This window comes from Undibacterium sp. YM2, from assembly GCF_009937975.1.
GTDB lineage: Bacteria > Pseudomonadota > Gammaproteobacteria > Burkholderiales > Burkholderiaceae_D > Undibacterium.
In genome coordinates this window covers 4,014,871-4,038,455 of record NZ_AP018441.1, presented here as the reverse complement: position 1 = coordinate 4,038,455, position 23,585 = coordinate 4,014,871, and the positions used below count along the sequence as shown (strand labels likewise).

The following is a 23,585-nucleotide window of genomic DNA, read 5'->3' as shown; positions in this document are numbered from 1 at the left end:
GCGGTATGAGGATAGAGAAGATTTTAAATTTTGCAATGCTGAATTCTGGAATTCAGACTGATGCTTTGCCACTAAGTTCCTGCATAGATACAGGTGCGGGTATTTAAAAGTAAGAACTGCTGCACATACCGGACAAGAAAGTCGCTAAAATCTTGCTCTGAACAAATTTACCGGAGCCAGCCTTGTCCCTGCATCACCGCCATCGCAGCCAGCATAGTCAACACCACAGCAGCCTTCTTTCCAGTGTTCCCGGTATACGCTATGGCTTTGGCAATGCCCGTGACTTTGTCCCCGCCAGCCTGAGCGGGTATTGGGATACTGTGCCCAACAAGCTGCAGGTACATGGCATACGCGTGGTGGAGGTAACGGAAAACCATCAGCAATGTGGTGACGCAGATGCTTTTTTCACGCGCCTGCCGGGCATACCCGTGACCGTGATCACTGCGGACTGCGTGCCAGTGTTAATGGCCAGGCGTGACGGCAAGATGATAGCAGTCGCCCATGCTGGCTGGCGCGGTATAGTCGGTGGTGTGGTGCAAACCTTGTGGCAGGAACTGGCCGCACAGGGCGAGCAGCCGCAAGACTGGGTGGCGGCCATCGGTGCGCATATAGGCCCATGCTGTTTTGAAGTCAGCGAAGAGCTGGCGGCGGATTTTGTGCGGCAGTTTCCTGATCTGGATGCCACAGCCATCAATCCGCGTTACCGCCATGTAGATCTGAATGTATTGGCTCGCCGTGCCTTGCAGCAAATCGGTATCAGCGAGATAGACCATGCCGTGCCTTGCACGATGTGCAGCCAGACAGCAGAAGGCAAATATGTTTATCGCAGTTATCGTCGTGGTGACCGTAATTCTTTTCAACATTCAGGGCTGGTGATTTTGCCTTGATCTGATTTCTAAACCTTGTCTTGCGCGTGCTGGCTCAGATAGCCAAGAAAATTGCTGGCAATGGGGGACAGGCGTTTGCCTTGCAGGTGAACGATATACCAGTTCGACATGATGGGAAAATTCTGGACGTCCAGAACGCTCAGGTTTTGATCTGTCAAATGATCACCCAGTGCATGGCGTGACAGAATGGTCAGCCCCATGTCGGCAGCAACTGCTTGTTTGATCGCCTCGTTGCTGCCGAGTTCCAGTCTGACCACGGGTGCGATCTTATTCTCACTAAAGTAGTGTTCACACGCCAGCCTGGTGCCAGAGCCCCGCTCACGCAGGATAAAGCGCTCATTTAATAACTGGGCAAATTGCAGCCGTTTTTTCCCCGCCAGAGGATGCTGCAAGGGTGCAACCACGACCAGTGGATTTGGCAAGAATACTTGTTTGACGACGTCGATGTCCTTAGGGGGCGTGGACATGATGTAGATATCGTCCAAATTGTTTCTCAGGCGCTCGACGACGCCGTCACGGTTTTGTACTTCAAGTGCGATATCAATTTCTGGATATTCCCTGCAAAAATCACCCAGCATACGCGGGATAAAGTATTTCGCGGTGCTGACCACGGCCACGCGCAGGCTGCCCTCGGTCAAACCTTTCATGGCTGCGATTTGCTGTTCAAAGCTGCCCCATTCATGCGCCAGGCTGCGGGCGGTACTCGCCAACTCTTCGCCTGCCTTGGTCAGGTACAGTTTTTTGCCTATCACTTCATACAGGGGCATACCTATGGTGTCTGTCATTTCTTTTAGTTGCATGGACACCGTGGGTTGTGTCACATGACAGGCGCGTGCAACAGCACTGATGCTGCGCAGCTCTGCCAGGCGTATGAATATCTGCAATTGTCTAAATGTGATGTTCATAGGTTTTTATCTATGATTGCATTTAAAAAAATTGATTTTACCTTATGATGGCCTGCGATTACCATGCCTGCCATCGATATACTTAAGGCAGATATGCAGAGCTTACTTGACCCCGCCATCCTCTTTTTTATCTTTGGCATCCTGGCTGGTTTGATGAAATCAAATCTGGAGATACCCTCGCAGATTGCCAAATTCCTCTCCTTGTATTTACTCATGGCCCTGGGGTTGAAGGGCGGTTTTGCGCTGGCGCATTCTGGCCTCAACCTGCAACTGGTAACCAGCCTGGGCTGCGCGGTTGCGTTGGCGCTGATTGTTCCCGCATTGTCTTATCTGGCCTTGAAGCGAATTCTGCCAGCCCTTGATGCCGTTGCTGTGGCGGCGACTTACGGTTCAGTCAGTGCCGTCACGTTTATCACGGCCGTGCAGTACATGGATACCCATGCTTTGCATTACGGTGGCCACATGGCGGCTGCGATGGCGCTGATGGAGTCGCCAGCGATATTGTTCGCCGTGATCGTGGCAAATACAGTGCGCAAGCGCCATGCGAATGCTGGTGAGCCCGGTGCTGTACCTACACTGGGCAAGATACTGCACGAGTCCTTGACGGATGGTGCGCAGTTGCTGTTGTTGGGGGCCATGCTGGTGGGCATACTTTCCGGTGAGGCAGGCAAGGCATCGATGCAGCCATTTTCTGGCGACCTGTTCAAAGGCATGCTGGCGTTCTTTCTGCTTGATATGGGCTTAAAGGCTGCACGCAACCTGGGACAATTGCGTGGAAAGTCTCCCTTGCTGATTGCCTATTCCTTGCTGGCACCACTTGCCCATGCCGGAATTGCGCTGGTCCTTGCGGCCCTGTTCAGCTTGCCCGCAGGTGATGCTGCGCTGTTGATGGTCCTTGCTGCCAGTGCCTCCTATATTGCAGTACCGGCGGTTTTGCGCTTTGCTATTCCTGAGGCTTCACCAGCACTGTATTTGGGCATGTCACTGGGTATGACCTTTCCATTCAATATCTTGCTCGGTATCCCTTTGTACATGACAATCGCTCATCGTGTATTGATTTGAAACTGCCTCACCTGATTTGCCTAAAAAGCATACAATCTTGCATGCCTGATTGGACTTGTTCAACTTTAGCGGACTCAGCATGAGCAAACATACCCTGAATATTAATGGCCAGTTGCAGGCCGTAGATGTCGCCCCCGATACCCCCTTATTATGGGCGCTGCGCGACAGCCTGAACCTGGTTGGCACCAAATATGGCTGTGGTGTGGGGCAGTGCGGTGCCTGTACCGTGCATATCAATGGTTCACCCACCCGCTCTTGCCTGGTGCCGGTATCTTCGCTAGGCAAACAAAAAGTCACTACCATAGAAGGCCTGGACGCCAAGGCCACGCACCCGCTGCAAACCGCCTGGCAAGAGCTGGACGTGCCGCAATGCGGCTATTGCCAGGCTGGCCAGATCATGTCGGCTGCCGCCCTGCTCAAAGACAAGCCCCATCCCACTGATGCTGATATCGATGCGGCCATGGGCGGCAACCTGTGCCGCTGCGCTACCTATATACGCATACGGGCTGGCATACACAGGGCGGCAGAAATCGCTAATGGCAAGAGTGGCAAGAACAAGGTGGCGAAATGAATAAACCTGAAAATATTTCTGCTGAGCCAAAAGTCAGTTCTCCGGCACGCCGTGACTTTTTACGCATGTCAGCATTCACTGGCGGTGGCCTGGTATTGGCTTATCTGGGGGCTGGCGACAGTGCACTTGCGCAGATCAGCAAGCCTGCGGCTAATGCAACAGGTGGCGCAACAGACTTTGTCCCGCATGCCCAGATACGTATAAGCAGTGACGGCACAGTGACCCTGGTATCCAAACAACCAGAGATAGGGCAGGGCATCAAGACTTCGCTGCCCATGGTGATAGCCGAAGAGCTGGAAGTGAACTGGAAAGATGTGCGCATCATCCAGGGTGATCTTAATCCCGCCTATGGCAGCCAGGGTGCCGGTGGTTCAACTTCCACGCCGACGAATTACAATGAATTCCACAGGCTGGGTGCCACGGCACGCACCATGCTGGTCAGTGCTGCTGCACAGACCTGGAATGTACCTGCATCTGAATGCCATGCGGCGGACAGTGCCGTACACCATGCAGCCAGCCAGCGCAAACTGACGTATGCGGCACTGGCCGCTAAAGCTGCTACATTGCCTGTGCCAGATGCCAAGGATGTCAAACTCAAGGACCCGGCGCAGTTCAAGCTGCTGGGCACGCGCATAGGCGGTGTCGATAATGCCGCCATCGTCACCGGTAAGCCGCTGTTTGGCATAGATGTGAAATTACCCGGCATGCTGTATGCCGTCTATGAAAAATGCCCTGTCTTTGGTGGCAAGGTCGTCAGTGCCAATCTTGATCGCATCAAGTCTTTGCCAGGTATTAAGGATGCTTTTGTCATTGAAGGTACGGACAATCTGCGCGGCCTCATGCCCGGCGTGGCGATTATTGCCGAAACCACCTGGGCCGCCTTCAGCGCTCGCAAGCAACTGGATGTCAAATGGGATGAAGGCAAGGGCGCAGCTGAGAGCTGGGCTGGCTTTGCCGAACAAGCCAAAAAACTCTCTGGCCAGCCAGGCACTGCCACTTTGCGCAAGGATGGTGATGTTGCAGCTGCCATGGGTAAGGCTACCAAAACAGTGGAAGCTGCCTATTCCTACGCCTTCATCTCGCATGCGAGCATGGAGCCACAAAATTGCACGGCAGCCTACAATGCAAAAGAGAGTAGCCTGGAAATCTGGGCGCCAACCCAGTTGCCTGAGTCTGGCCAGAATCTGGTGGCTGAAGTTCTGGCCATGCCCAAGGAAAAAATCAAGCTGCACATCACCCGCAGCGGTGGTGGCTTTGGTCGCCGCCTGAGTTCAGACTTTATCGTCGAAGCTGCCGCGATTGCCAAACGCGTCAATGCACCCGTCAAGCTGACCTGGTCGCGTGAAGACGATATGCGCCATGATCATTTCCGCGCGGGTGGTTTTCACTTCTTGCGTGGTGCGGTGGATGACAAGGGCAAGCTCACTGCCTGGCATAATCACTTCGTCAGCTTTGGCAATAAAGTCATGCGGGATGGCAAGCCGCAATTACAGGCGGGCAGTGGTGCCAGTTTGTCCGGCGATGAATTCCCTGGTCGTTGGCTGGAAAACTGCCTGCTGGAACAGACGCTGATGGAATGCAATATCCCCATGGGGCCGTGGCGTGCACCGGGCAGCAATGTGTTTGCCTGGGTCTTCCATAGCTTTATAGATGAACTGGCCCATGCAGCTGGGCGCGACCCTGTGCAGTTCCGCCTTGATATACTCGGTGATAAAGAAATCGTGCCGGGCACGGGTGAGCGCGGTCAGCCTTATCATGTGGGTCGCATGAAGCGTGTCTTGCAGGAGGTGGCAACCAGGGCAGACTGGGGTAAAAAGAAATTCCCGCGTGGCCAGGGGCAGGGCATTGCCTTCCATTTCAGCCACCGTGGCTATATTGCCGAGGTGGCCGAGGTCACCGTCAGCAAACAGGGTGAGCTCAAGGTCGATAGGGTGGTCGTGGTGACCGATATAGGTTCGCAGATAGTCAATCTCAGCGGTGCCGAGCATCAGGTACAGGGCTCGGTCCTCGATGGTATCAGTACCCTGATGTACCCCGAGCTCGATATACAGCGTGGCCGAGTCGTGCAGGGTAATTTCAATGAATATCCGCTGCTGCGCATCAAGGACAGTTATACCAGGATTGAAGCACATTTCCTGAAGACGGATTTTCCTGTGACGGGTCTGGGCGAGCCAGCCTTCCCACCGCTGGCCCCGGCGGTGTGTAATGCGATTTTTGCAGCGACGGGCAAGCGGGTCAGGCAGTTGCCTTTGATGCATACGGATTTGAGTTGGAGTTGATTTAAGATTTAATGAGTATGTTTTCGTAGGTTGGGCTACGATTCACCAGCCCAACACTGGGCCTCAACAAAACGTATACATTATTTAAACGCCGAGTGTTGGGCTGATACCCCGTAGCCCAACCTACGAGATTGCTTAATCTACGCCACTCAACTCTCCATCCCATACCGCAACTTCAACTGCCGCGAAATCCGCTTCATCAATAAAGTCAGCGGATAACAAAAGCAAAAGAAGAACAAACAGGCATACAAATAAATCGGCAGCATCAAAGCCGTATTGCCTGTCGCATTGATAACGGTATTGCAGCGGCTGACCAGTTCGCTGACGCCGATGATGGATGCTGTGCTCGAGGCCATGACGATGATGAGTGCATAGCTGGTCCAGCTGGGGATGAACAGGAAGGCGGCATGGTGGTTACCTTTTTTCCATTCATCCATCGCTATCGTCAGGTTATCGCTGGTGAAACCAATGACGGCAATCGCCAGTGCCAATGCGGCCTTGATCCATACCGGGAAGCTGATGATGGTCTTGAAATAAGGCAGCAGGATTTCAGATGGCAGCATGAAGGCCAGGTAAAACTGGAACACGATAGTTGGTATGCTGCGCGAAAACTCGGTAGCCACCAGGCTGGCTTTGACACGGCGCGGATGGCTGGATAAACGCAAGGATGCAAGTACCCAGCCTATGCCCGTGCCTATGATCATGGCGACAAGGGATATCCAGATGTTCATGGCAAAGCCGCCGAGCAAAAATGGTGTCCAGGTCAGCAGGTGCTGGAAGATTTCTGTGCCGTCCATCATGCGACCCTCGCCAGGATTTTTTGTTCAAGCTGGCGTATGACACGCACCACGGCAAAGATAATCAGCAAAAAGGTCAAGAGCAGGGCATTCATCATGACACCGACATTGCCGCGTTCATTGATGATGGACGTGGTGGCCGACAATAGTTCTGGCACGGCCACGGCAGACGCCATCATGGTAGCCTTGGATACATTGATCAGCGATGCTGTCACCGAGCCGCTGGCCAGCCTGGCGATTTGCGAGGTATTGGCAAAGCGCAGGCGAAATTCACCATGTTGCAAACGGTAAGCCGTTGCTGCATCCAGCAAGGCTGTCATGACGCCAGCGCCGGTATACACGCTGAGGCAAAACAAGACCACGCCAAAGGCAGACAGCGCGATGCCGGCAGTTTCACTGAGTATTGCGCCCACGCCAAACAGTAGCAGATACATGCACAGCAAGGGTGGCGTCATACGGCCTACCGTACCCAGCAGCCGTGCCGTGACTGATAATAGCGATATTCTGGATTCGGCAAATACTGCACCCGCCCAGCCCAGCAAGAGGCTGCAAGTGATGCAAAAAACCGTTAGCACCAGCGTAACCAGCAAGCCATAAAAGAACTGTCTGCGGTCAAAGCTGTCATACACCAGGGTCAGGTTGATGCCCGTGGTTTCATTGAGCCACAGACCAAGTTGCGCCAGACCACCTACATCTGTTGATGTCAGGAATACCTGGTTACGACATTCCGCGCGCCAGCTACCGTCTGGCATGCGGTGGCAAAAGGGTGTCTTGTCGCCTTCCTCTTTTTGCCACAGTGCGTGGGTATCCGCCAGGAATTTTGATGGCGCTATACCCCAGGCTTTTTCCCGCTCTTGCAAAAAGCCGCTGCGGTGCCAGTCGGCGACGATATCGCCTAGCATTTTTTCAAATTCCGTGCCTTTTTCACTCTTGCTGATAGCCATCGCCCAAGGTGTGTTCAGGGTGGGCGGCAAGGGTGCTTTATAGCCTTTCCATTCAGGGTTGGCGAGATCATTGATGACGGCGGTATTGTCGAACAGATAGCCTATGCAACGCCCATCCTTGACAGCCAGTTTGGCATCTCTGGCATTGTTATACATCTGCAATTCCATCAGATAACGCTGCTGCATGACACGGTTGAAGTAAGAGCCTTGTGTTGCGCATACAGGATGGCCACGGGTATCTGCCCAGTCCTTGATGTTTGCTGTCGGCGGCATGAACAGGGTGACGCCGGACGCATAATAATTCGGTTCTATCATGGTCACGATCTGGCGGCGTTCTTCCGTGTCTCCCGTCGTGGCGATCACCAGGTCGATCACGCCTTCCTGTAATTTTTGCAGACGGTTGCTGCCAGTGACGCTGACCTTGCGTAATTGCACGCCAAGGCGTTTGGCGATGTCGGCTGCCAGGTCATGCTCGAAACCTTCGGGCACGCCATTGGCGTCCAGCATGCCAAACGGTGGGTAATCGGTTTTGACGCCAACGACGATTGCGCCACGTTCGCGTATCAGTGTCAGTCTCTCGCTTGCAGCAGGTGACTTCGCTGCTTGTGCCTGTACTGCTGTCATGAATAGCATCATCAACAAAAATAGCAGGCTGCAATATGATTTTATTTTTCTTTTGTATATCGTCATGTTTGAATCATGTTTGAATCATGTCTATGTGGGTACAGCCACTGCACGTATGCCATAGCCGAGCGCCGCTGGCAGCAAGGGTAGCAGGGCTTCATCAAGCTTGCCCAACAGGTCATGCTGGGTAATCATCCATTCTGGCAGCAGGCTTTCTGGTGACAGCGCGGTGATGGCAAAGCCTGCTTCCTGCAATTCTGCACGCAAGCCAGCGACTGAATACAGGTGATAAAAAAACTGGTGCGCCTGTTTGTCTATATTGCGGGTAAACAAAATATTGCCCGGTTCTTTTTGCGTATCACGCGCCTTGCCTGTCATGCGCTGCCAGTATGCTGCAAATAACTCGAAGGGGCGGCGGCGGAAAATGCTGGGTACGCTGAGCACCAGCTTGCCCTCAGGCCGCATCAGGCTGCGCAATTGCCTCAGCGTAGCCAGCCTGGCAGTATGGTCGCCAACATGGCTGAGCACACCAAACATCAGCATGACCAGGTCATAGTCACCCTGCCCATTGAGGATTTGTGCGTCACCTTCGAACAGACGCATGCGCTCTGCATGCGGATTGTTTTGTAAAAAACGTGACAGCTCGGCTATCGCTGCATGTGAGATATCAAAACCGGTCAGCCTCGCATTGGTTTGCTGTAACAGGGGCAGGGCATAGCGGCCATTACCGCAACCAAAATCGAGTATGTCTTTTGCCTCTCTTGCGCCATTATCAAACAGGAAGTGCAGGGTGCCCTGGTTGGGCTTGGGATAGCGCTTTTCGTATTCATGGCTGGTGTAATAACGGTCATACAAATCCGTCATCGCCTCGGCGATTTGATGATTGTCACGAGCGGGTGCTGGCAAATCATCTTTCACAGGCATTCTTTCGGTGTGCTGGGGGTGATGCTGTCACCGCATAACCATTTGTCGCCACTTCTCTTGTTCCAGGTCTTGTGCATGTCATCGAGAAAGCGTGATGGTGGTATGGACCAGGATTTTTCGACTTGCTGCAGATAGCCATTCCTGTGCCAGTTGATAATGGTCTTGGAAAGATATTTTTCCAGATCGCCACCACGCTCTGCCGGGGCAATCGCGATGGACCAGGGTGTCGTGAATATCGTGGTCATCGGCATGACAAAGTCATTCGCCCATTCAGGGGCGCGCAACATGGCTGCTATAGCCGTATCGTCATACACGAGAGCCGCACAACGGCCATCGCGCAAAGCCTGCTTGGACCAGTCGTTGGAATACAGGGCGACGACATCAGCACCATAAGTCACCGTCACACGGCGGTTATAAAAGGCACCACGACGGCTGCAAACGCGACGGTTTTTCAGGTCTGTCCATTCCTTGAAGTTTTCGCTCTTGCGGGTCAGCAGGTTCACACCTGAACTATAGTAATGTGGCAGGATGAGGTTCAGTTCCTTTTGCCTTTCCGGCGTATCAGTAAGAGTGGCAATCAGGATATCGACCTGGCCGCTTTTGACGGCGTCTATGCGTTCAGCCGTCAGCACGCCGACCAGTTCCAGTTGCACGCCAAGATCAGTGGCGATGCTTTGCGCAAGGTCTGGCTCCATGCCTACGATTTTGCCACTGCTGTCCTGATAGCCCCACAGCAGTACATCTTTCTTGACACCGACGACGAGTTTGCCGCGTTGCTTGATCTCGGCCAGGCTGGTGGCCAGCGAAGTGGCGCTCAACAAACTCAGCAGTGTCAAACAGGCCAGGCGTAATATCTTGAATTTGAATGTCATCATGATGCCTGCTGATCTTCTTGTGGTTTATTGTCGGCCACACTATTTTTCGCAAAATGAAAATGCAGGGCGACACAGGTAATATCGTCCGATTGCGGTGCGCCATTGGCATGCAAATCGACATCGGCAACGGTACGATTGACGGCTTCATTGACATCGGCAATGGGGCGATTCGCAAACAGGGGCGGCAGCCGCTCTGGTGTGTATTCTTCATTCTGCGGGTTGAAGGCTTCTGTCACGCCATCGGTATAGATCAGTACGTAATCACCTTCCTGCAACTGTATGGTTTTTTGCGCAAAGGGTATGCCATCCATGATGCCTAGCGCGCTGCCACCTGTCATGGGCAAAAATTCTGTCGTGCCATCCTGATGTATCAGCAGCGGCGGCGGATGGCCGCCATTGACATAAGTAAGTATGCCAGTGGCCGGATCAAGTACGGCATAAAAGGTGGTGACGAAGATGCATTCATCATTGTCTTCTGCCAAAATGTCGTTGGCAATCGCGATGATCTCGCCAGGCTCGCTGGCATTGCGGGTGGCGGTCGCACGTATCAGGGTTTTCGATACCATGCCAAATAATGCGGCTGGCACGCCCTTGCCACTGACGTCGGCCACGACTATACCTGTCTTGCCATTGCCGAGTGAGAAGTGGTCATAGAAATCACCGCCCACTTCCTTCGCCGAGCGCATGATGCCCCATAAAGAAAACTCTTTTTCATTGGGCCAGTGGCGCGGCAAGATCGACAGCTGCATATTGGCCGCAATATCCAGTTCCTGACGTATGCTGACGAGTTGCAGGCTTTGCTTGAAGGCTTGTGAGATGGTTTCAAACCAGGGTTTCCAGCTGCCAGGTACTACCGGTATCGGGGCTGGGGTGAACTGGCTTTCTTTTGCGATATGTGCGACCAGTTTGGACGCCGGAGAAATGAATTCGCGCGTGGTCACATAATAAGTGACGACCATCAGCAGCGTCAGGCCCAATACCACCAGCAACATGATTGGGCCACGTTCCCACAAGAGGTTTTTCCACAACTGGTTCCTGGGTACGACATACACCAGTTGCCACGGCGCTGAAATAAAGGGGTGGCGTATCAACAGATAATCACCCATCTCGACGGCCTGGTTGGCAGGAATATCAGTCAGGCGTTTACCGTCTGTGAGTATGCCTGCAGGCATGATTTTTTCCAGCTTTTGCGTGGCCTGCACTTCCAGCGCATTCGCATAAGCCTCAGGATGGGCCACCACTTCACCATAGGCATCGACGAGAAAGACTGTGCCTGGCTGGTAGGCAAAGTCAGCATTGATGCGGTTCAGGTAATCGAGGCTGGTATCAATGGAGACCACGCCACGGAATTTGTCGTCATGGTAGATGGGGGCAGCCGTTGGCACCAGCAAGCCCGTTGCTGTACCACCGTAATACACGGGTGCCCAGTATTTTTCGCCAGTAGGGTTTTTCTCTGGCGTTCCCATGAGCCAGACCTGGCTTTGATATACCTTGTCGCTATGCGGACGTTTTGCAGCATCCATCCAGGGATAGGTATTGGAAAAATTATCCGCCGATATGAAACGGCTTTCGCTGGCATTCGGTAAATTGAAGGCAATCGCCTGGAAGACCTGGTTCAGGTTAAGCGCCATTTCCACATCCAGATAAAACTCAGGTGTGCGGCCTTGCAATTTGCCCATGCCGTTCAGATTGCCAGTGGCATCTTTTTCAGGTGCCTTGTCGAGATCAAAACTTAGCTTTTCCTGTTCCAGCTTTTTGAACAGGGGAGAGTGCCCGGTATCTGTTTCTGCCTTGCTGAAAGCAGGTAGGGCGCTATCGTAGAAATTAGCCGCCGAGATGCGCATGGCTTCGAGACTGTCCAGTGATGAGCGCAGGATGAATTCAACGAATTGGCCGTGTCTATCAACGTGGCCTTGTATGACCTTGATTTCTTCCGTGTGTTTTTGCCGTATCTGGAACAGGAAAAAGCCCATGGTCAGTACGACGATGGCGATATAGGTGAAGCCAACCAGGCGGTTATAGTTGCGGAAGAAGTTGATATTATTGTTGTGGCTGGCTGGCGGCGTCGTGCTGGGCATTTTCTGGTCCGGTGTCTGGGTATCTTTGGTCTGTTTGCTGAAAAATGATCAGGACGGGAAACTCTTGCTAAAACGCACTTCATTAATGTCACCATCGCGGCGATAGGCAAAACTGTCAGCCATCTTCCTGACAAAATGCACGCCCAGGCCGCCTATGTCGCGCTCATCGACATCGAGTGTGGTATCAGGCTCGGCGATAGAGAAAGGGTCAAAGGCGGTTGCGCTGTCGCGGATGATGACTTCAAGGCCATTCGTAGTCGCCAGCACGGTCACCTCAATTTCACCACTGTCATCATCGCCATAGCCGTGCATGACAACATTGGTCAATAATTCATCCAGCATGAGGACGATACTGTTAATCATGCGTGCCGGTATGCCGTGACGGTCTGCCCAGCCACGTAGTGCCTCGGTCAGGCTTTCTATCTCCGGTATCAGGCCGGGGATAATGTGATGAAATCTGGCTGTGCCCGGCGCTGCTTCTTCACTCGACATCTAAGTCTCCCCGACGATGATAAGCCTGACAGGTGGATAAAAACCAGGTACAGGCCAGCAATGTGATGCATGCATGGCTCCTGGCTGATATCGCCTGCACGTCCTGGCTTTCAGGCCCTTGCCGCTCGGATATTCAATGTAACTTGTTTCAGATAGAAAATGCCAATATAAACAAGCAGGGTAGGTGCAAGGTTAAAAACTGTTAAATGCAATCTTTTCAAAATATCGCGGACAAAGCCGGAACATTCCTGCGGCTAGAAGGAACTTCAGCGGCATGAAAAAACTGCAGGAACATACATTGTCCGGGCAGCTTATTATTCCCGCGCCGGAATTTTTTGTCGATGATTTCTAACGCAAATTAACAGATTTTTCGTGTTTTCTTCACAATTTTTTTATCCTTCAATAAGTGTTGTTTGCCCGCATTCATATTGCTGTCAGGCTCCCAGATCGGTTAAACTTTTTGCATCGACTCAGCCGGTAAAAAACAATGAATGCTCAGTGGTTGTTTCCTACCCCTTACTGTCTTTTCGTGCGTTTGTCTGTGCGCCGCGAGCGCTATGTGCAATTCAAGGAGCTGGCTGGCAAGGTCGCTTTCGCCTACCAGCAGCATAGCCGCCGCATGCGCTGGATGGCCTATGCCACGGTGGCTGGCCCGGCCAATTATGTCTATATAATGCTGCCCCTGGCAGAACTCGGTGACATGGACCGCATGCCTTCACTGGACCAGGTTTTGTCTGATGTTTATGGTGCTGACAGCGTAGCCTTGCTGGAAAAATTCCAGGAATGCGTCTTGCAGATGGAAAGCTTTGTACTCAACCGTGTCAATGACGGCATAGACCCGATAGAGCGCGAAACCCCGCCACCCTACCTGTATTACCTGAACCTGCAAGCGCAGCCAGGGCGCATGGGGCAACTCATGCAGAACCTGCAGCAGCTAGGCGTAGCCACTGCTGGCAGCCCCCTGTTCTGTTTTGCCACCTTTGCCGGGCCGGTCAGGCTGCATGCTTTTACGATGGGCAATACCATCGCTGAGCTAGGCGAGGTCGCCACGCTGGAAAGACGGGTCGTGCAACACTACGGGTCTGACGAAGGCTATAAGGTCATCGCCCAGATACATGACACGCTGGTTGATATCGACGCCTCGATACTGCGTTACATAGGCCATCTGGATTGAGATGGTCATGCATACCAGGAATTTCATTGTGATGTCGGGCTTGGGTGCAGAATACTTTAATCAATCTATTGCCTTTGGGCATGATCTGATTTCTCGCTCATCATGAGTACTGATATGGATAAAGCCACACCAGAGTCTGGCACTCAGGTGGCAGGACATGCAATTGCTGTCATCGGCATGTCATGTGTTTTTCCTGGAGCGGCTAATATTGAAGCTTTCTGGTCACTGCTTGAACAGGAAGCATGCGCCGTCAGACCCATACCGCCAGAGCGCTGGAATACAGCGGAACTTCCTGCCTCTGCCGCGCCGTATGCTGCCTTCATTGACGATGCAGCCTGTTTTGATCCGGCGTTTTTTGGTATCTCACCCAAGGAAGCATCAGCATTGGACCCGCGCCAGCGCCTGACCCTCCAACTGGCCTGGTGGGCGCTGGAAGATGCGGGCATCGCTGCCGACAGCCTCAAAGAAAGCCGCCTGGGCGTTTTCATCGGTGCAGTCAATGGCGAATTCCTGGGCAGCTTTGCTCATACCGACGATGTAGAGTCCCACATGGGCATAGGCATGTCAAATGCCATCATCGCTAACCGTATTTCTCATGTATTGGGTTTGCGCGGTCCCAGCATGAGCATAGATACTGCATGTTCATCGTCATTGGTCGCTGTGCACCAGGCCTGCCGCAGCTTGCAGGCTGGTGATGCCGACATGGTGCTGGCCGGTGGCGTCAGCCTGATGTTAAGGCCAGACAGCAGCGTGGCACTGGGCAAGGGGAGTATGCTAGCCCCGGATGGCTTGTGCAAGACCTTTGATGCATCAGCCAACGGTTATGGCCGTGGTGAAGGTGCTGGCCTGGTCTTGCTCAAGCGTCTGTCAGATGCGCTGGCAGATGGTGACCGCATCCATGCCGTCATACGTGGTTCTGCCACCAACCATGACGGTGTCTCGAACGGTATCACTGCCCCCAATGGCCTGGCGCAAGAAAATCTGATACAGGCAGCGATTGCCGATGCTGGCTTGCCGCCATCATCCATACAATATGTAGAAGCACATGGCACTGGCACTTTGCTGGGTGACCCTACCGAGACCCGCGCTTTGGGGCGCACCCTGGGCCAGCATCCACGGCAAACACCTCTGCTGATAGGCTCAGTCAAAACCAATATCGGCCACCTGGAAGCGGCTGCCGGTATCGCAGGTCTGATCAAGCTGATACTGGCGCTCAAGCATAAAAAAATACCCGCCAGCCTGCACTACACCCAGCCTAATCCGCACATCAATTTTGAGCAATTGCGTTTGCAGGTGGTGGCTCGTAGTACTGACTGGCCAAGTAATCCCGGGGCTGGAGCGCGAGCAGCCTCCATCAGCGCCTTTGGTTTTGGCGGCGCGAATTGTCATGTCGTGCTTGAAGAATTTATTCCTGCACCAGTAGCTGGAAATCCGCAAGCAGGCGAGCCAGGAATTTTTCTCTTGTCAGCATCCAGCAACGAAGCACTGAGCTTGCTGGCGCAGGAGACAGCGCAAAAACTGCAAGCTGATGCCCATCAAAATTTTGCCGCCATCTGTGCCTTGTCGCAGCATGGCCGTGCTCACCTGCGTCACAGATTGGCGCTGGTGGCGGCAAGTGCCGGTGAGGCTGCTACGCAGTTGCATGAGTGGCTGGATCAAGCCCATGCTGAGCAAGTCGTCACTGCTGTAGCAGCCAGAAGACCGCCCAAACTGGCTTTCCTCTGCCCCGGTCAGGGATCGCAGCGGCCAGGCATGGCCAGGGGTTTATTCCAGTTCGCCAGCTTCCGCACGACCATTGCAGAAGCTGATGCTGTGCTGCCCTGGTCGCTAAGCGAGTTGCTGCTGAGTTCTGACGAGAATATCGACCAGACTGCTTACACCCAACCAGCTTTGTTGACGCTGGGCGTAGGACTAGCGCGCCTGCTGGCTGAATACGGCATCAAGCCCACCGTACTGGCCGGACATAGCCTGGGTGAATATACGGCGGCAGTCATCGCCGGTGCTTTGAGTTTTGAGCAGGCACTGCGTCTGGTTGAAAAACGCGGCAGGCTCATGGGTGCCTTGACTTCAGATGGTGCCATGGCTGCGGTGCGTGCTGATGAGCAAACTGTAGTTCCTTATCTGGCTGGCACAGATATCAGCATCGCTGCCGTGAACGGCCCACAATCCGTGACTATTTCCGGTGCCAGAGATCAGCTGGATATACTCAGTCAGAAGCTGATTGCAGATGGCATACGGGTGCGCTCGTTGCGCGTAAAAACTGCTTTCCATTCTGCCTTGCTGGAACCCATGCTGGCAGAGTTTGAACAGACTTTGCAAGAGCTGGAGTGGCAGCCATTGCAAGTGCCGGTGACCTCTAATCTGACAGGTGAATTGCTACCCGTGGGCCATGTGTATGACACCGCCTACTGGTTAAAACATACACGCGAAGCTGTGCGTTTTGCTGACAACATCGCGGCGTTGAGTAAAACCGGTATTGATACTGCGTTGGAGCTGGGTGCCATGCCAGTACTGTCTGGCATGCTTGAAGATGTTGCAAGCGCCGATGCTGTCAATTTACGCAGCCTGCCTTGCCTGGATGCGACTCAGGATGACAGCGTCGCATTCCTGAAAACAGTCGCGCGCCTGCATGTACTGGGTAGCAAGCTGCAATTTTGTGACAAAAAAAATACTGCGGCTGGCGATGCCTTGCCCTTGTATCCCTTTGCCAAGGATGTCTTTCCCCTGCGACTGGGCTTGAATAGCTTTAGTGGTGACAGCGCGGCAGTGCCGTCGAGTAAAGCTATCGAAATCAGCAATCCAGTGGCGACAAGCACGCGCACGATTGTCAGCGATCCGCTTGCGATCCGCAAACGCATCATTGCCATCATCGCAGGTCTGCTGGCGATTGATGCCAGCAAGGTTGATGCGGCAGCACCCCTGTTGGAAATTGGTGCTGATTCGCTGATACTGATGCAGGCGGTGGGGCGCATAGAAAACGAGTTTTCGGTCAAGATACCGGTACGAGCTTTCTTTGAAAATTTGTCTTCCATTGAAGCGGTGGCAGCTTATCTGGCTGAACAGCAGTGTGGTAAAGTGTCGGCTGATGCAGTCGTCGAAAAGGAAGTTGAAACTGATCCCTCAATAGCACCTGTCGCCAAACCGAAAAGCAATATTCTGCTCAGCACCAATCTGAGCGAAGTACAGCGTCAGCATCTCCATGAATTCAGCCTCAGTTACTGTAAAAAAACGGCACTGTCCAAACAACAGGCCCAGCAATACCGTCATGTGCTGGCAGACAGCCGCGCCTCGGCGGGTTTCCGTTTCTCCATCAAGGAAATGCTCTATCCCATCGTTGGTCAGCGTGCTGCCGGTTCCAAAATCTGGGACTTGGACGGCAATGAATACGTCGATATCTCCATGGGTTTTGGCGTGCAGTTGTTTGGGCACGAACCAGAGTTTTTAAAAGAGGCGTTGGCGGAAAGCCTGTCGCGTGGCATACGCATAGGGCCGCAGTCTGACATGGCAGGCGAGGTCGCCAGCCTCATCAGTGAGTTGACGGGCGTAGAGCGCGTGGCTTTTTGTAGCTCAGGCACAGAAGCCATCATGACAGCGCTACGCCTGGGGCGAACTTTTACTGGCCGCAATAAGGTCGCGATATTTCGCGACAGTTATCACGGCCACTTTGATGGTGTGCTGGGTGAAGTCAATGAAGACCCGTGGAAGGTGATGCCGCGTGTGGCAGGCATTACGCCCGGCATGGTCAGTGACCTGGCCTTTTTTGAATATGGTTCGGCAGAGGCGCTGGAATTATTGCGTGGCCGCCTGCATGAGTTTGCTGCAGTGCTGGTCGAGCCTGTACAAAGCCGTAACCCCGGCCTGCAACCACAAGACTTCTTGCGCAGCCTGCGTGCCATGACCAGAGCGGCTGGCAGTCTGCTGATCTTTGATGAAGTGCTGGTCGGTTTCCGCATACACCCCGGCGGTGCCCAGGCGCATTTTGATGTGCAGGCAGATATCGTCACCTATGGCAAGATAGTCGGTGGTGGTTTGCCGGTGGGCGTCATCGCTGGTCGTGCCGATATCATGGCGGGTATTGATGGCGGGCACTGGCAATATGGCGATGCATCTTACCCGGCGGCGGATACGACTTTTTTTGCCGGTACTTTCAACAAGCATCCGCTGGTGATGGCCGCAGCAAAAGCAGTGCTGACCGAGATCAAACAAGGTGGCCTGGCTGTCTATCAAAAACTCAATGACAATACCGCCAGGCTGACTGCGGAACTTGATCAGGTGTTTGCTGCTGCCGGTGCGCCTGTACACATGAAGAATTTTGGCTCGCTGTTCCGCTTCGCCTTCAGCGAAAACCTTGATCCCTTCTTTTATCATTTGCTGTATCGCGGTCTGTATGTGTGGGAAGGACGTAATTTATTTCTGTCGACTGCGCACACTGATGATGATATCGCCCAGATAGTCAGCCGGGTCAGTGAGAGTGTGGCTGCATTGAAATCGGCGGGCTTTATTGCCAATGCACCTCAAGCACAGAAGGTAGCAGAGGTAATCCTTCCTTTATCCAAAGCGCAAAAACAACTGGCGACATTGGCAGCCTTGTCTGAACAGGGTTCTGCGGCCTATGTCGTCAGTGTGGCGCTGGATTTGCAGGGCGATATCGATCACGCTGATATCACACGCACATTTACAAGACTGGTAGCCAGGCATGATGCCCTGCGGGCATCGATAGACCTGGAAGCAGGAGTGCAGAAAATCGCAGCTCATGTCGACGTAAAAGTGCAGCGCCATCAAGTTACTGCCAGCACATTGGACGCAGCCCTGCAAAAGAGCGTCGCCGCCAGTTTTGACCTGACGCAGGCTGGTGCCTTCCGCATAGCCTTGTTTGAGCTGGATACGCATCATGCGGTCTTGCTGTTTGCTGCCCATCATGTCTTCATCGACGGGCAATCCATGCAGATGCTGTTTGAAGAATTTGCAGAGCTCATGCATGGTCGGCAGCCAGGCAGCAAACCGGACTATGCCTTATTGGCGCAACGCATGGCAGATGCAGGCTCATCGCCAGAAGAACAAGAACACAAGCAATACTGGTTACGTAAATTACAGAATGCGCCAGTCGGCATAGAACTGCCATGTGCCCATGCCAGGGCCAGCATGCGAGGTTTTGCAGGCCAGCGCCTGACGCATGAACTCGACAAGAACATCTTGCGCCAGCTTGAGCAAAAAGCGGGCAAGCTGGGCATGTCATCGAGCATGGCCCTGATTGCGGCCTTTGCTGCTACGCTACGACGTGCCGGGGCAGGGCGGGACATGGTCATCGGCGTGCCTTATTCTGGACGCGATGAAGCATTGGCGCATACGCCAGGTTATTGCGCACATCTCTTGCCCTTGCGTCTGAATATTCCTGCGCAGGCCAATACCGGCATGGTATTGGCAGAAGTGAAGCAGCAATTCCTTGATGCCATCAGCCATGCCGATTACCCGCTGTCACAACTGGTCGATGACCTGGGGCTGGCACGTGACCCGGCCAGGCCGCCCTTGGTGAATATCACCTTCAATGTTGACAAGCTGGCGACCATGCCCAGTTTGCCTGGCATGACGGTGCAGGCGTATTCCCTGCCTATACGCCATGCACGCTTTGACATAGGTTGCAATCTGGTTGACTGGCAAGATGGTGTGCGGGTAGAGCTGGATTTTGATAGCCAGTTATTTGATGCCGCAGATATGCAAGAATTGCTGGCCAGTTTTGTCGCCATGATAGAACGCATGGCAGGCGCTGATCAGGATTTTGATGAACGTGCTGCTGCCAGGGGCGTCTGGTTACCTGCCAGGCTTGAATCAACTTCTGCCAAGCCGGGTTTGCTGCAAAGATTCCGTCAGTCAGTTGAGCAAGACCCGCAGGCCGTGGCTTTGCGGGTAGATGCAACTGAGCACATGACACGCCAGCAGTTTGATCGCTTATCAGACAAGCTGGCGCGGGATATTTTAAAAACCGGACAAGGTGCAGGCCCTGTACTCTTGCTGCTGGGGCGCAGTCTGGCTTTCCCTGTCGCCATGCTGGCGGCATGGAAGGCTGGTAAAGCCTATCTGCCAATAGACAGCAATCTGCCCCAAGTACGCGTGCTGGAATTGATACGACAGGCAAAGCCTTGTTGCGTCATCTTGCAAGATAATCAGGATGTGGGTGATGCATTGATAGAGAGGGATATCCCCTGTCTGCAATTGCCAGCCAGTCTCGCAGAGCTCAGTGTTCAGGATCATCAACCATTGTCATTGCCTGAGATCCATCCAGAGTCATGCGCCTATCAGCTATTCACTTCAGGCTCCACAGGCAAGCCCAAGCTGGTTGCTGTGCCGCACAGGGCAGTTCAGCATTATCTTGATGCGATTATCGCCGCCTTTGATTTGCGGACTGGTTTGCGTTATGCCGTGATATCGACGTTTGCGGCTGATCTGGGTCTGACCACGGTCTTACCTGCACTATTTCATGGCGGCTGTCTCAGCGTCATCAGCAATGCCTTGGCGCGCGACGCCGACGGCTATGCAGCATTGATGCAGCAAACACCGGTCGATGTATTAAAGATAGTTCCTTCACATCTCGAAGCCTTGCTGGCAGCGCAGGACAAGGCAGCAGTCTTGCCATTGACGCATTTGATACTTGGTGGAGAAACTGCCAGTGTCAGGCTCTTGCAAGAGCTGGGTAAGCTGCAACCAGCTTGTGCCATCTTGAATCACTTTGGCCCTACCGAAGCGACCATAGGCGTCATGGTAGGCAAATGGCAGGGCGATTTGAGTGGCATGCGCTTCAGTCAACCTTTGGGTAATAACCGCATACACATACTTGATGCCGCAGCGCAGCCATGTGCTTTTGGCGAGGCTGGCGAGATTTATCTGGGTGGCCCTGGCCTGGCACTGGGTTATGTGGGCGTGCCCGAAGATGCAGCCAGCCCTTTCCTGTTTGCCGAAATCGCTGGCTTGCGTGAGCGCCTGTATCGTACTGGCGACCTTGCAGTCATGCATACCGAAGGCGGCATACAGATACTGGGCCGCAAGGATGAGCAACTGAAAGTACGCGGCTATCGTATAGAACCGGCAGAAATCATCGCTGCCCTGATGGCGCAAGAGAATGTGGCGAATGCGACAGTGGTCTTGCATAAGCCTGAACATAGCCGCCCATATTTACTGGCGTATGCCGTTGCTGCCGATCAGAATGAACCACTTGATACGCAGAGCTTGCTGGAAGAATTGAGACAGCATTTGCCTGATTACATGCTGCCGAAAGCAGTCATCGCCATAGCCAGCATTCCCTATACCTCGAATGGCAAACTGGACAGAGCTGCTTTGCCCAGGCTGGATGAGGAGCAAGAATATTCTGAAGCAGAAACCGCCATAAGCTCAGAAGCAGAAGCGGTAGTACTGGCAATCTGGCGCGAACTCTTGCAGCGCAAAAACCTGGGCAAGCAGGCAGATTTTTTTCAAAGCGGTGGTGATTCTATCCTTGCGATACAAATGATCGCCCGTTTGCGCCAGGCTGGCTGGCAAGCAAAGGCCATGGATTTATATGCAGCGCCATTATTGGCTGACTTTGCAAAAAAACTCTTGTCTGTCGGTGAGATGGCTGCTGCGGATACCAAAGCTGAAGGCATGTGCGGACTCTTGCCCGCACAACTCAGGTTGCAAGAGCTGATGCATGAGATACCAGCGCATTTCAATTTATCCGTCTTGCTGGAAATGGCAGATTGGGTCAGTGCTGATATGCTGGGGCAGGCATTGCAGGCGCTGATCGCGCAACATGATGCCCTGCGCCTGAGTTTTAGTAATGAAGCTGTGCATTTCAATGAACTTTCCAGTAAACCTGTTTTGCATCTGACAAAAGACTACCAGCAAGTGCAGGCTTCATTGCAACCTGCGCAAGGGAGTTTGCTGGCTGCGGCATGGACACCTGCAAGCGAAGGACAGGCATCGCAGCTTTTGTTAGCTGTGCATCATCTGGTCAGTGATGGCATTTCCATGCAAATCCTGCTCGAAGACTTGCGGCAGGCATTGCTGGATTTGCAGGCAGGCCGTGCCCCTGCACTAGGTAGAAAGACTGCCTCAGTGCAAGCCTGGGCAGAACACCTGAAGCGCCAGGCCAGCCAGGATGTTGTATTGGCAGAGGCCGAATATTGGGAAGTTTGCACTTCCATTCCCGCGCCGGAATTACCTGAAAGTGGGCAAGGTGATGGCTATGGCAGCATTGCCGAAGAAGCACAAATCAGCGTCATCCTGCCAGCAGAAATCACCAGCCGCTTTTTGCAGGGGCTGCCAGATGCAGCAGCGGAAGATATTCTCATTGCTGCCCTGACACTGAGCCTTGGTGACTGGACGGGTGAGCCTGTCGCCTATCTGGAACTGGAAGGCCATGGCCGTCAACTCGAGCAGGCTGAGCTGGATGTCAGCCGCAGTGTGGGCTGGTTCACCAGCCGTTACCCGGCCTGGTTTGATCTGACTGACATAGCTGCAGATGCTGTTGCCAGTGAAATTGCAGTACAGCGCAGCGACATACCTGCGCATGGTTTTTCTTACGGGCTGTTGCGTTACCTCGGCCCGGACAAAGTGCGTGCCACACTGGCGCAGGGGCAAATGCCTGAGATCAGCCTTAACTACATGGGGCAGATCAATCCACCGCCTGATGATGTCTGCAAGCTCTTGTCATGGTCGCCTGACCGTCAGGACCGAGGCGCAGAAAGAGCAGGGCACTTGCCACGCCTGCACAAGCTGGCGATAGAAGCTTACATCCTCGATGGTTGCCTGCACTTGTTGTGGCAATACCATGCAGGCAGTTATCAGGAAGAGGAAATACGCAGCGTCGCGCAAAAAATGGCCGGCCATATCGCCAGTATCTTGAGCAACAGCACTGCGATTGAAGCAAAACATGGGAAGGAAGAAATAGCATGAACACGATGCCCAAACCCGGACTGAATCTGCGCCGCCCTGCTGTGCGCCTGTCGGATGGCAGCCTGGTCGATAAGCAGGGTTTCAGCAGCGCATCCGGCTTGCCACTGGTCTTGCGGCCACATGCAAAAGGCGTGGATTTGCTGGGCTGGATCAGGGATAACCAGGCGCAGTTGCAGCAGGATTTATTGCAATACGGTGGTTTGCTATTCCGTGATTTTGATATGCGTGGCGTGCAGGATTTCCAGGCTGGCCTGAATGCCTTTGGCGTGCAACTCATGAACTATATAGAAAAGGCCACGCCGCGCAAGCAGATAGATGGGCAGGTGTATACCTCGACCATCTTTCCGCCTGAGCATGTGATTGCCCTGCATAATGAATTGTCTTATGTGCGCCAGTGGCCGGGGCGCATCGCCTTTTTTTGTGAAGTCGCTGCCGAGACAGAAGGCGAGACGCCTATCGCCGATGTGCGCCGTGTATTGGCTGCGATAGATACTGAAGTCAAGGAAAAATTCCGTCGCCTGGGCTGGATGCTGGTACGTAATTTTGGTTCTGGTATAGGGCCATCCTGGCAACATTCGCTGGCGGTAGATACCAGGGAAGAAGCCGAAGCCTATATGCAAAAGTCAGACACGCAATGGACGTGGATGGAAGGCGACAGGCTGCGAACCAAGCAAATACGCTCTGCGATACGCTGCCACCCGCAGACCGGTGAAGAGCTATGGTTCAATCACATCGCCTTCTGGCATCCATCCAGTATGACAGATGAAATCCGTACTTCATTGACTGGCGACCTGGGAGTGGAAAACCTGCCATATAACACTTTCTATGGCGATGGTACGGTGATCCCGGACGAAGTGGTTGCCCACCTGCGGGCTGCCTATGATGCAGAAACTGTCAAGTTCCGCTGGCAGCCGGGTGACCTGCTCTTGCTCGACAATATGCTGGTGGCGCATGGCCGTTCCAGGTTCACTGGCGAGCGCAAGATCCTGACAGCCATGGGCGATGAAGTGCGCCCGGCCAGTGTCTTGCCAGGATCAACAAACTAAAA

Annotated in this window: 14 protein-coding genes; 7 read left to right on the top strand and 7 right to left on the bottom strand. The window is 53.5% G+C overall.

All coding sequences use genetic code 11. The annotated features are described in order from the left end of the window. Positions 1-182: 182 nt before the first annotated feature. Entirely contained in the window at positions 183-887 is a 705-nt protein-coding gene (gene pgeF / locus UNDYM_RS18105; protein WP_162042277.1) for a peptidoglycan editing factor PgeF, read from the top strand. An 8-nt stretch (positions 888-895) separates the two neighbouring features. On the opposite strand, the gene UNDYM_RS18100 is transcribed toward pgeF, so the two are convergent. Next, positions 896-1,792, bottom strand: coding sequence for a LysR family transcriptional regulator (locus UNDYM_RS18100; RefSeq protein WP_162042276.1), 897 nt, complete (start codon positions 1,790-1,792; stop codon positions 896-898). Between the two features lie 93 nt (positions 1,793-1,885). Here UNDYM_RS18100 and UNDYM_RS18095 point away from each other — a divergent pair, with 93 nt between their 5' ends. From UNDYM_RS18095 to UNDYM_RS18085, 3 genes are all read left to right on the top strand, one after another. After that, positions 1,886-2,854, top strand: a complete 969-nt coding sequence (locus UNDYM_RS18095) for a sodium-dependent bicarbonate transport family permease (protein ID WP_162042275.1) — start codon at positions 1,886-1,888, stop codon at positions 2,852-2,854. Positions 2,855-2,933: 79 nt separating this feature from the next. Next, positions 2,934-3,425, top strand: coding sequence for a (2Fe-2S)-binding protein (locus UNDYM_RS18090; protein WP_162042274.1), 492 nt, complete (start codon positions 2,934-2,936; stop codon positions 3,423-3,425). Continuing rightward, a complete protein-coding gene (locus tag UNDYM_RS18085; protein WP_174244952.1) occupies positions 3,422-5,704 on the top strand; it encodes a molybdopterin cofactor-binding domain-containing protein in 2,283 nt (760 codons plus the stop codon). Before UNDYM_RS18090 ends, UNDYM_RS18085 begins: the two co-directional genes overlap by 4 nt. Before the next feature lie 149 nt (positions 5,705-5,853). Here the strand turns inward: UNDYM_RS18085 and UNDYM_RS18080 are convergent, their stop codons facing one another. From UNDYM_RS18080 to UNDYM_RS18055, 6 genes are all read right to left on the bottom strand, one after another. Continuing rightward, positions 5,854-6,501: a polar amino acid ABC transporter permease gene (locus UNDYM_RS18080; protein ID WP_162042273.1), complete on the bottom strand. Its 648-nt coding sequence runs from the start codon at positions 6,499-6,501 to the stop codon at positions 5,854-5,856. Next, complete coding sequence (locus UNDYM_RS18075) at positions 6,501-8,069, bottom strand: transporter substrate-binding domain-containing protein (RefSeq protein ID WP_162042272.1); 1,569 nt, start codon at positions 8,067-8,069, stop codon at positions 6,501-6,503. The genes UNDYM_RS18080 and UNDYM_RS18075 overlap by 1 nt, the downstream gene beginning before the upstream one ends. 90 nt (positions 8,070-8,159) lie before the next feature. Then, on the bottom strand, positions 8,160-8,987 hold the full coding sequence (locus UNDYM_RS18070) for a bifunctional 2-polyprenyl-6-hydroxyphenol methylase/3-demethylubiquinol 3-O-methyltransferase UbiG (protein WP_162042271.1): 828 nt from the start codon (positions 8,985-8,987) through the stop codon (positions 8,160-8,162). Then, complete coding sequence (locus UNDYM_RS18065) at positions 8,984-9,868, bottom strand: transporter substrate-binding domain-containing protein (protein WP_162042270.1); 885 nt, start codon at positions 9,866-9,868, stop codon at positions 8,984-8,986. Before UNDYM_RS18065 ends, UNDYM_RS18070 begins: the two co-directional genes overlap by 4 nt. Continuing rightward, positions 9,865-11,946 (bottom strand): SpoIIE family protein phosphatase, encoded by a 2,082-nt coding sequence (locus UNDYM_RS18060; RefSeq protein WP_162042269.1) that lies wholly within the window; start codon positions 11,944-11,946, stop codon positions 9,865-9,867. Before UNDYM_RS18060 ends, UNDYM_RS18065 begins: the two co-directional genes overlap by 4 nt. Positions 11,947-11,994: 48 nt before the next feature. After that, entirely contained in the window at positions 11,995-12,438 is a 444-nt protein-coding gene (locus UNDYM_RS18055; protein ID WP_162042268.1) for an ATP-binding protein, read from the bottom strand. Positions 12,439-12,925: 487 nt separating this feature from the next. On the opposite strand from UNDYM_RS18055, the gene UNDYM_RS18050 reads away from it, so the two are divergent. The 3 genes from UNDYM_RS18050 to UNDYM_RS18040 all read left to right on the top strand — a co-directional run bounded on the left by UNDYM_RS18050 (position 12,926) and on the right by UNDYM_RS18040 (position 23,583). Continuing rightward, positions 12,926-13,612: a hypothetical protein gene (locus UNDYM_RS18050; protein WP_162042267.1), complete on the top strand. Its 687-nt coding sequence runs from the start codon at positions 12,926-12,928 to the stop codon at positions 13,610-13,612. A 102-nt stretch (positions 13,613-13,714) separates the two neighbouring features. Continuing rightward, positions 13,715-22,537, top strand: a complete 8,823-nt coding sequence (locus tag UNDYM_RS18045; protein ID WP_162042266.1) for a type I polyketide synthase — start codon at positions 13,715-13,717, stop codon at positions 22,535-22,537. Continuing rightward, on the top strand, positions 22,534-23,583 hold the full coding sequence (locus UNDYM_RS18040; RefSeq protein WP_162042265.1) for a TauD/TfdA family dioxygenase: 1,050 nt from the start codon (positions 22,534-22,536) through the stop codon (positions 23,581-23,583). Before UNDYM_RS18045 ends, UNDYM_RS18040 begins: the two co-directional genes overlap by 4 nt. Positions 23,584-23,585 lie beyond the last annotated feature (2 nt).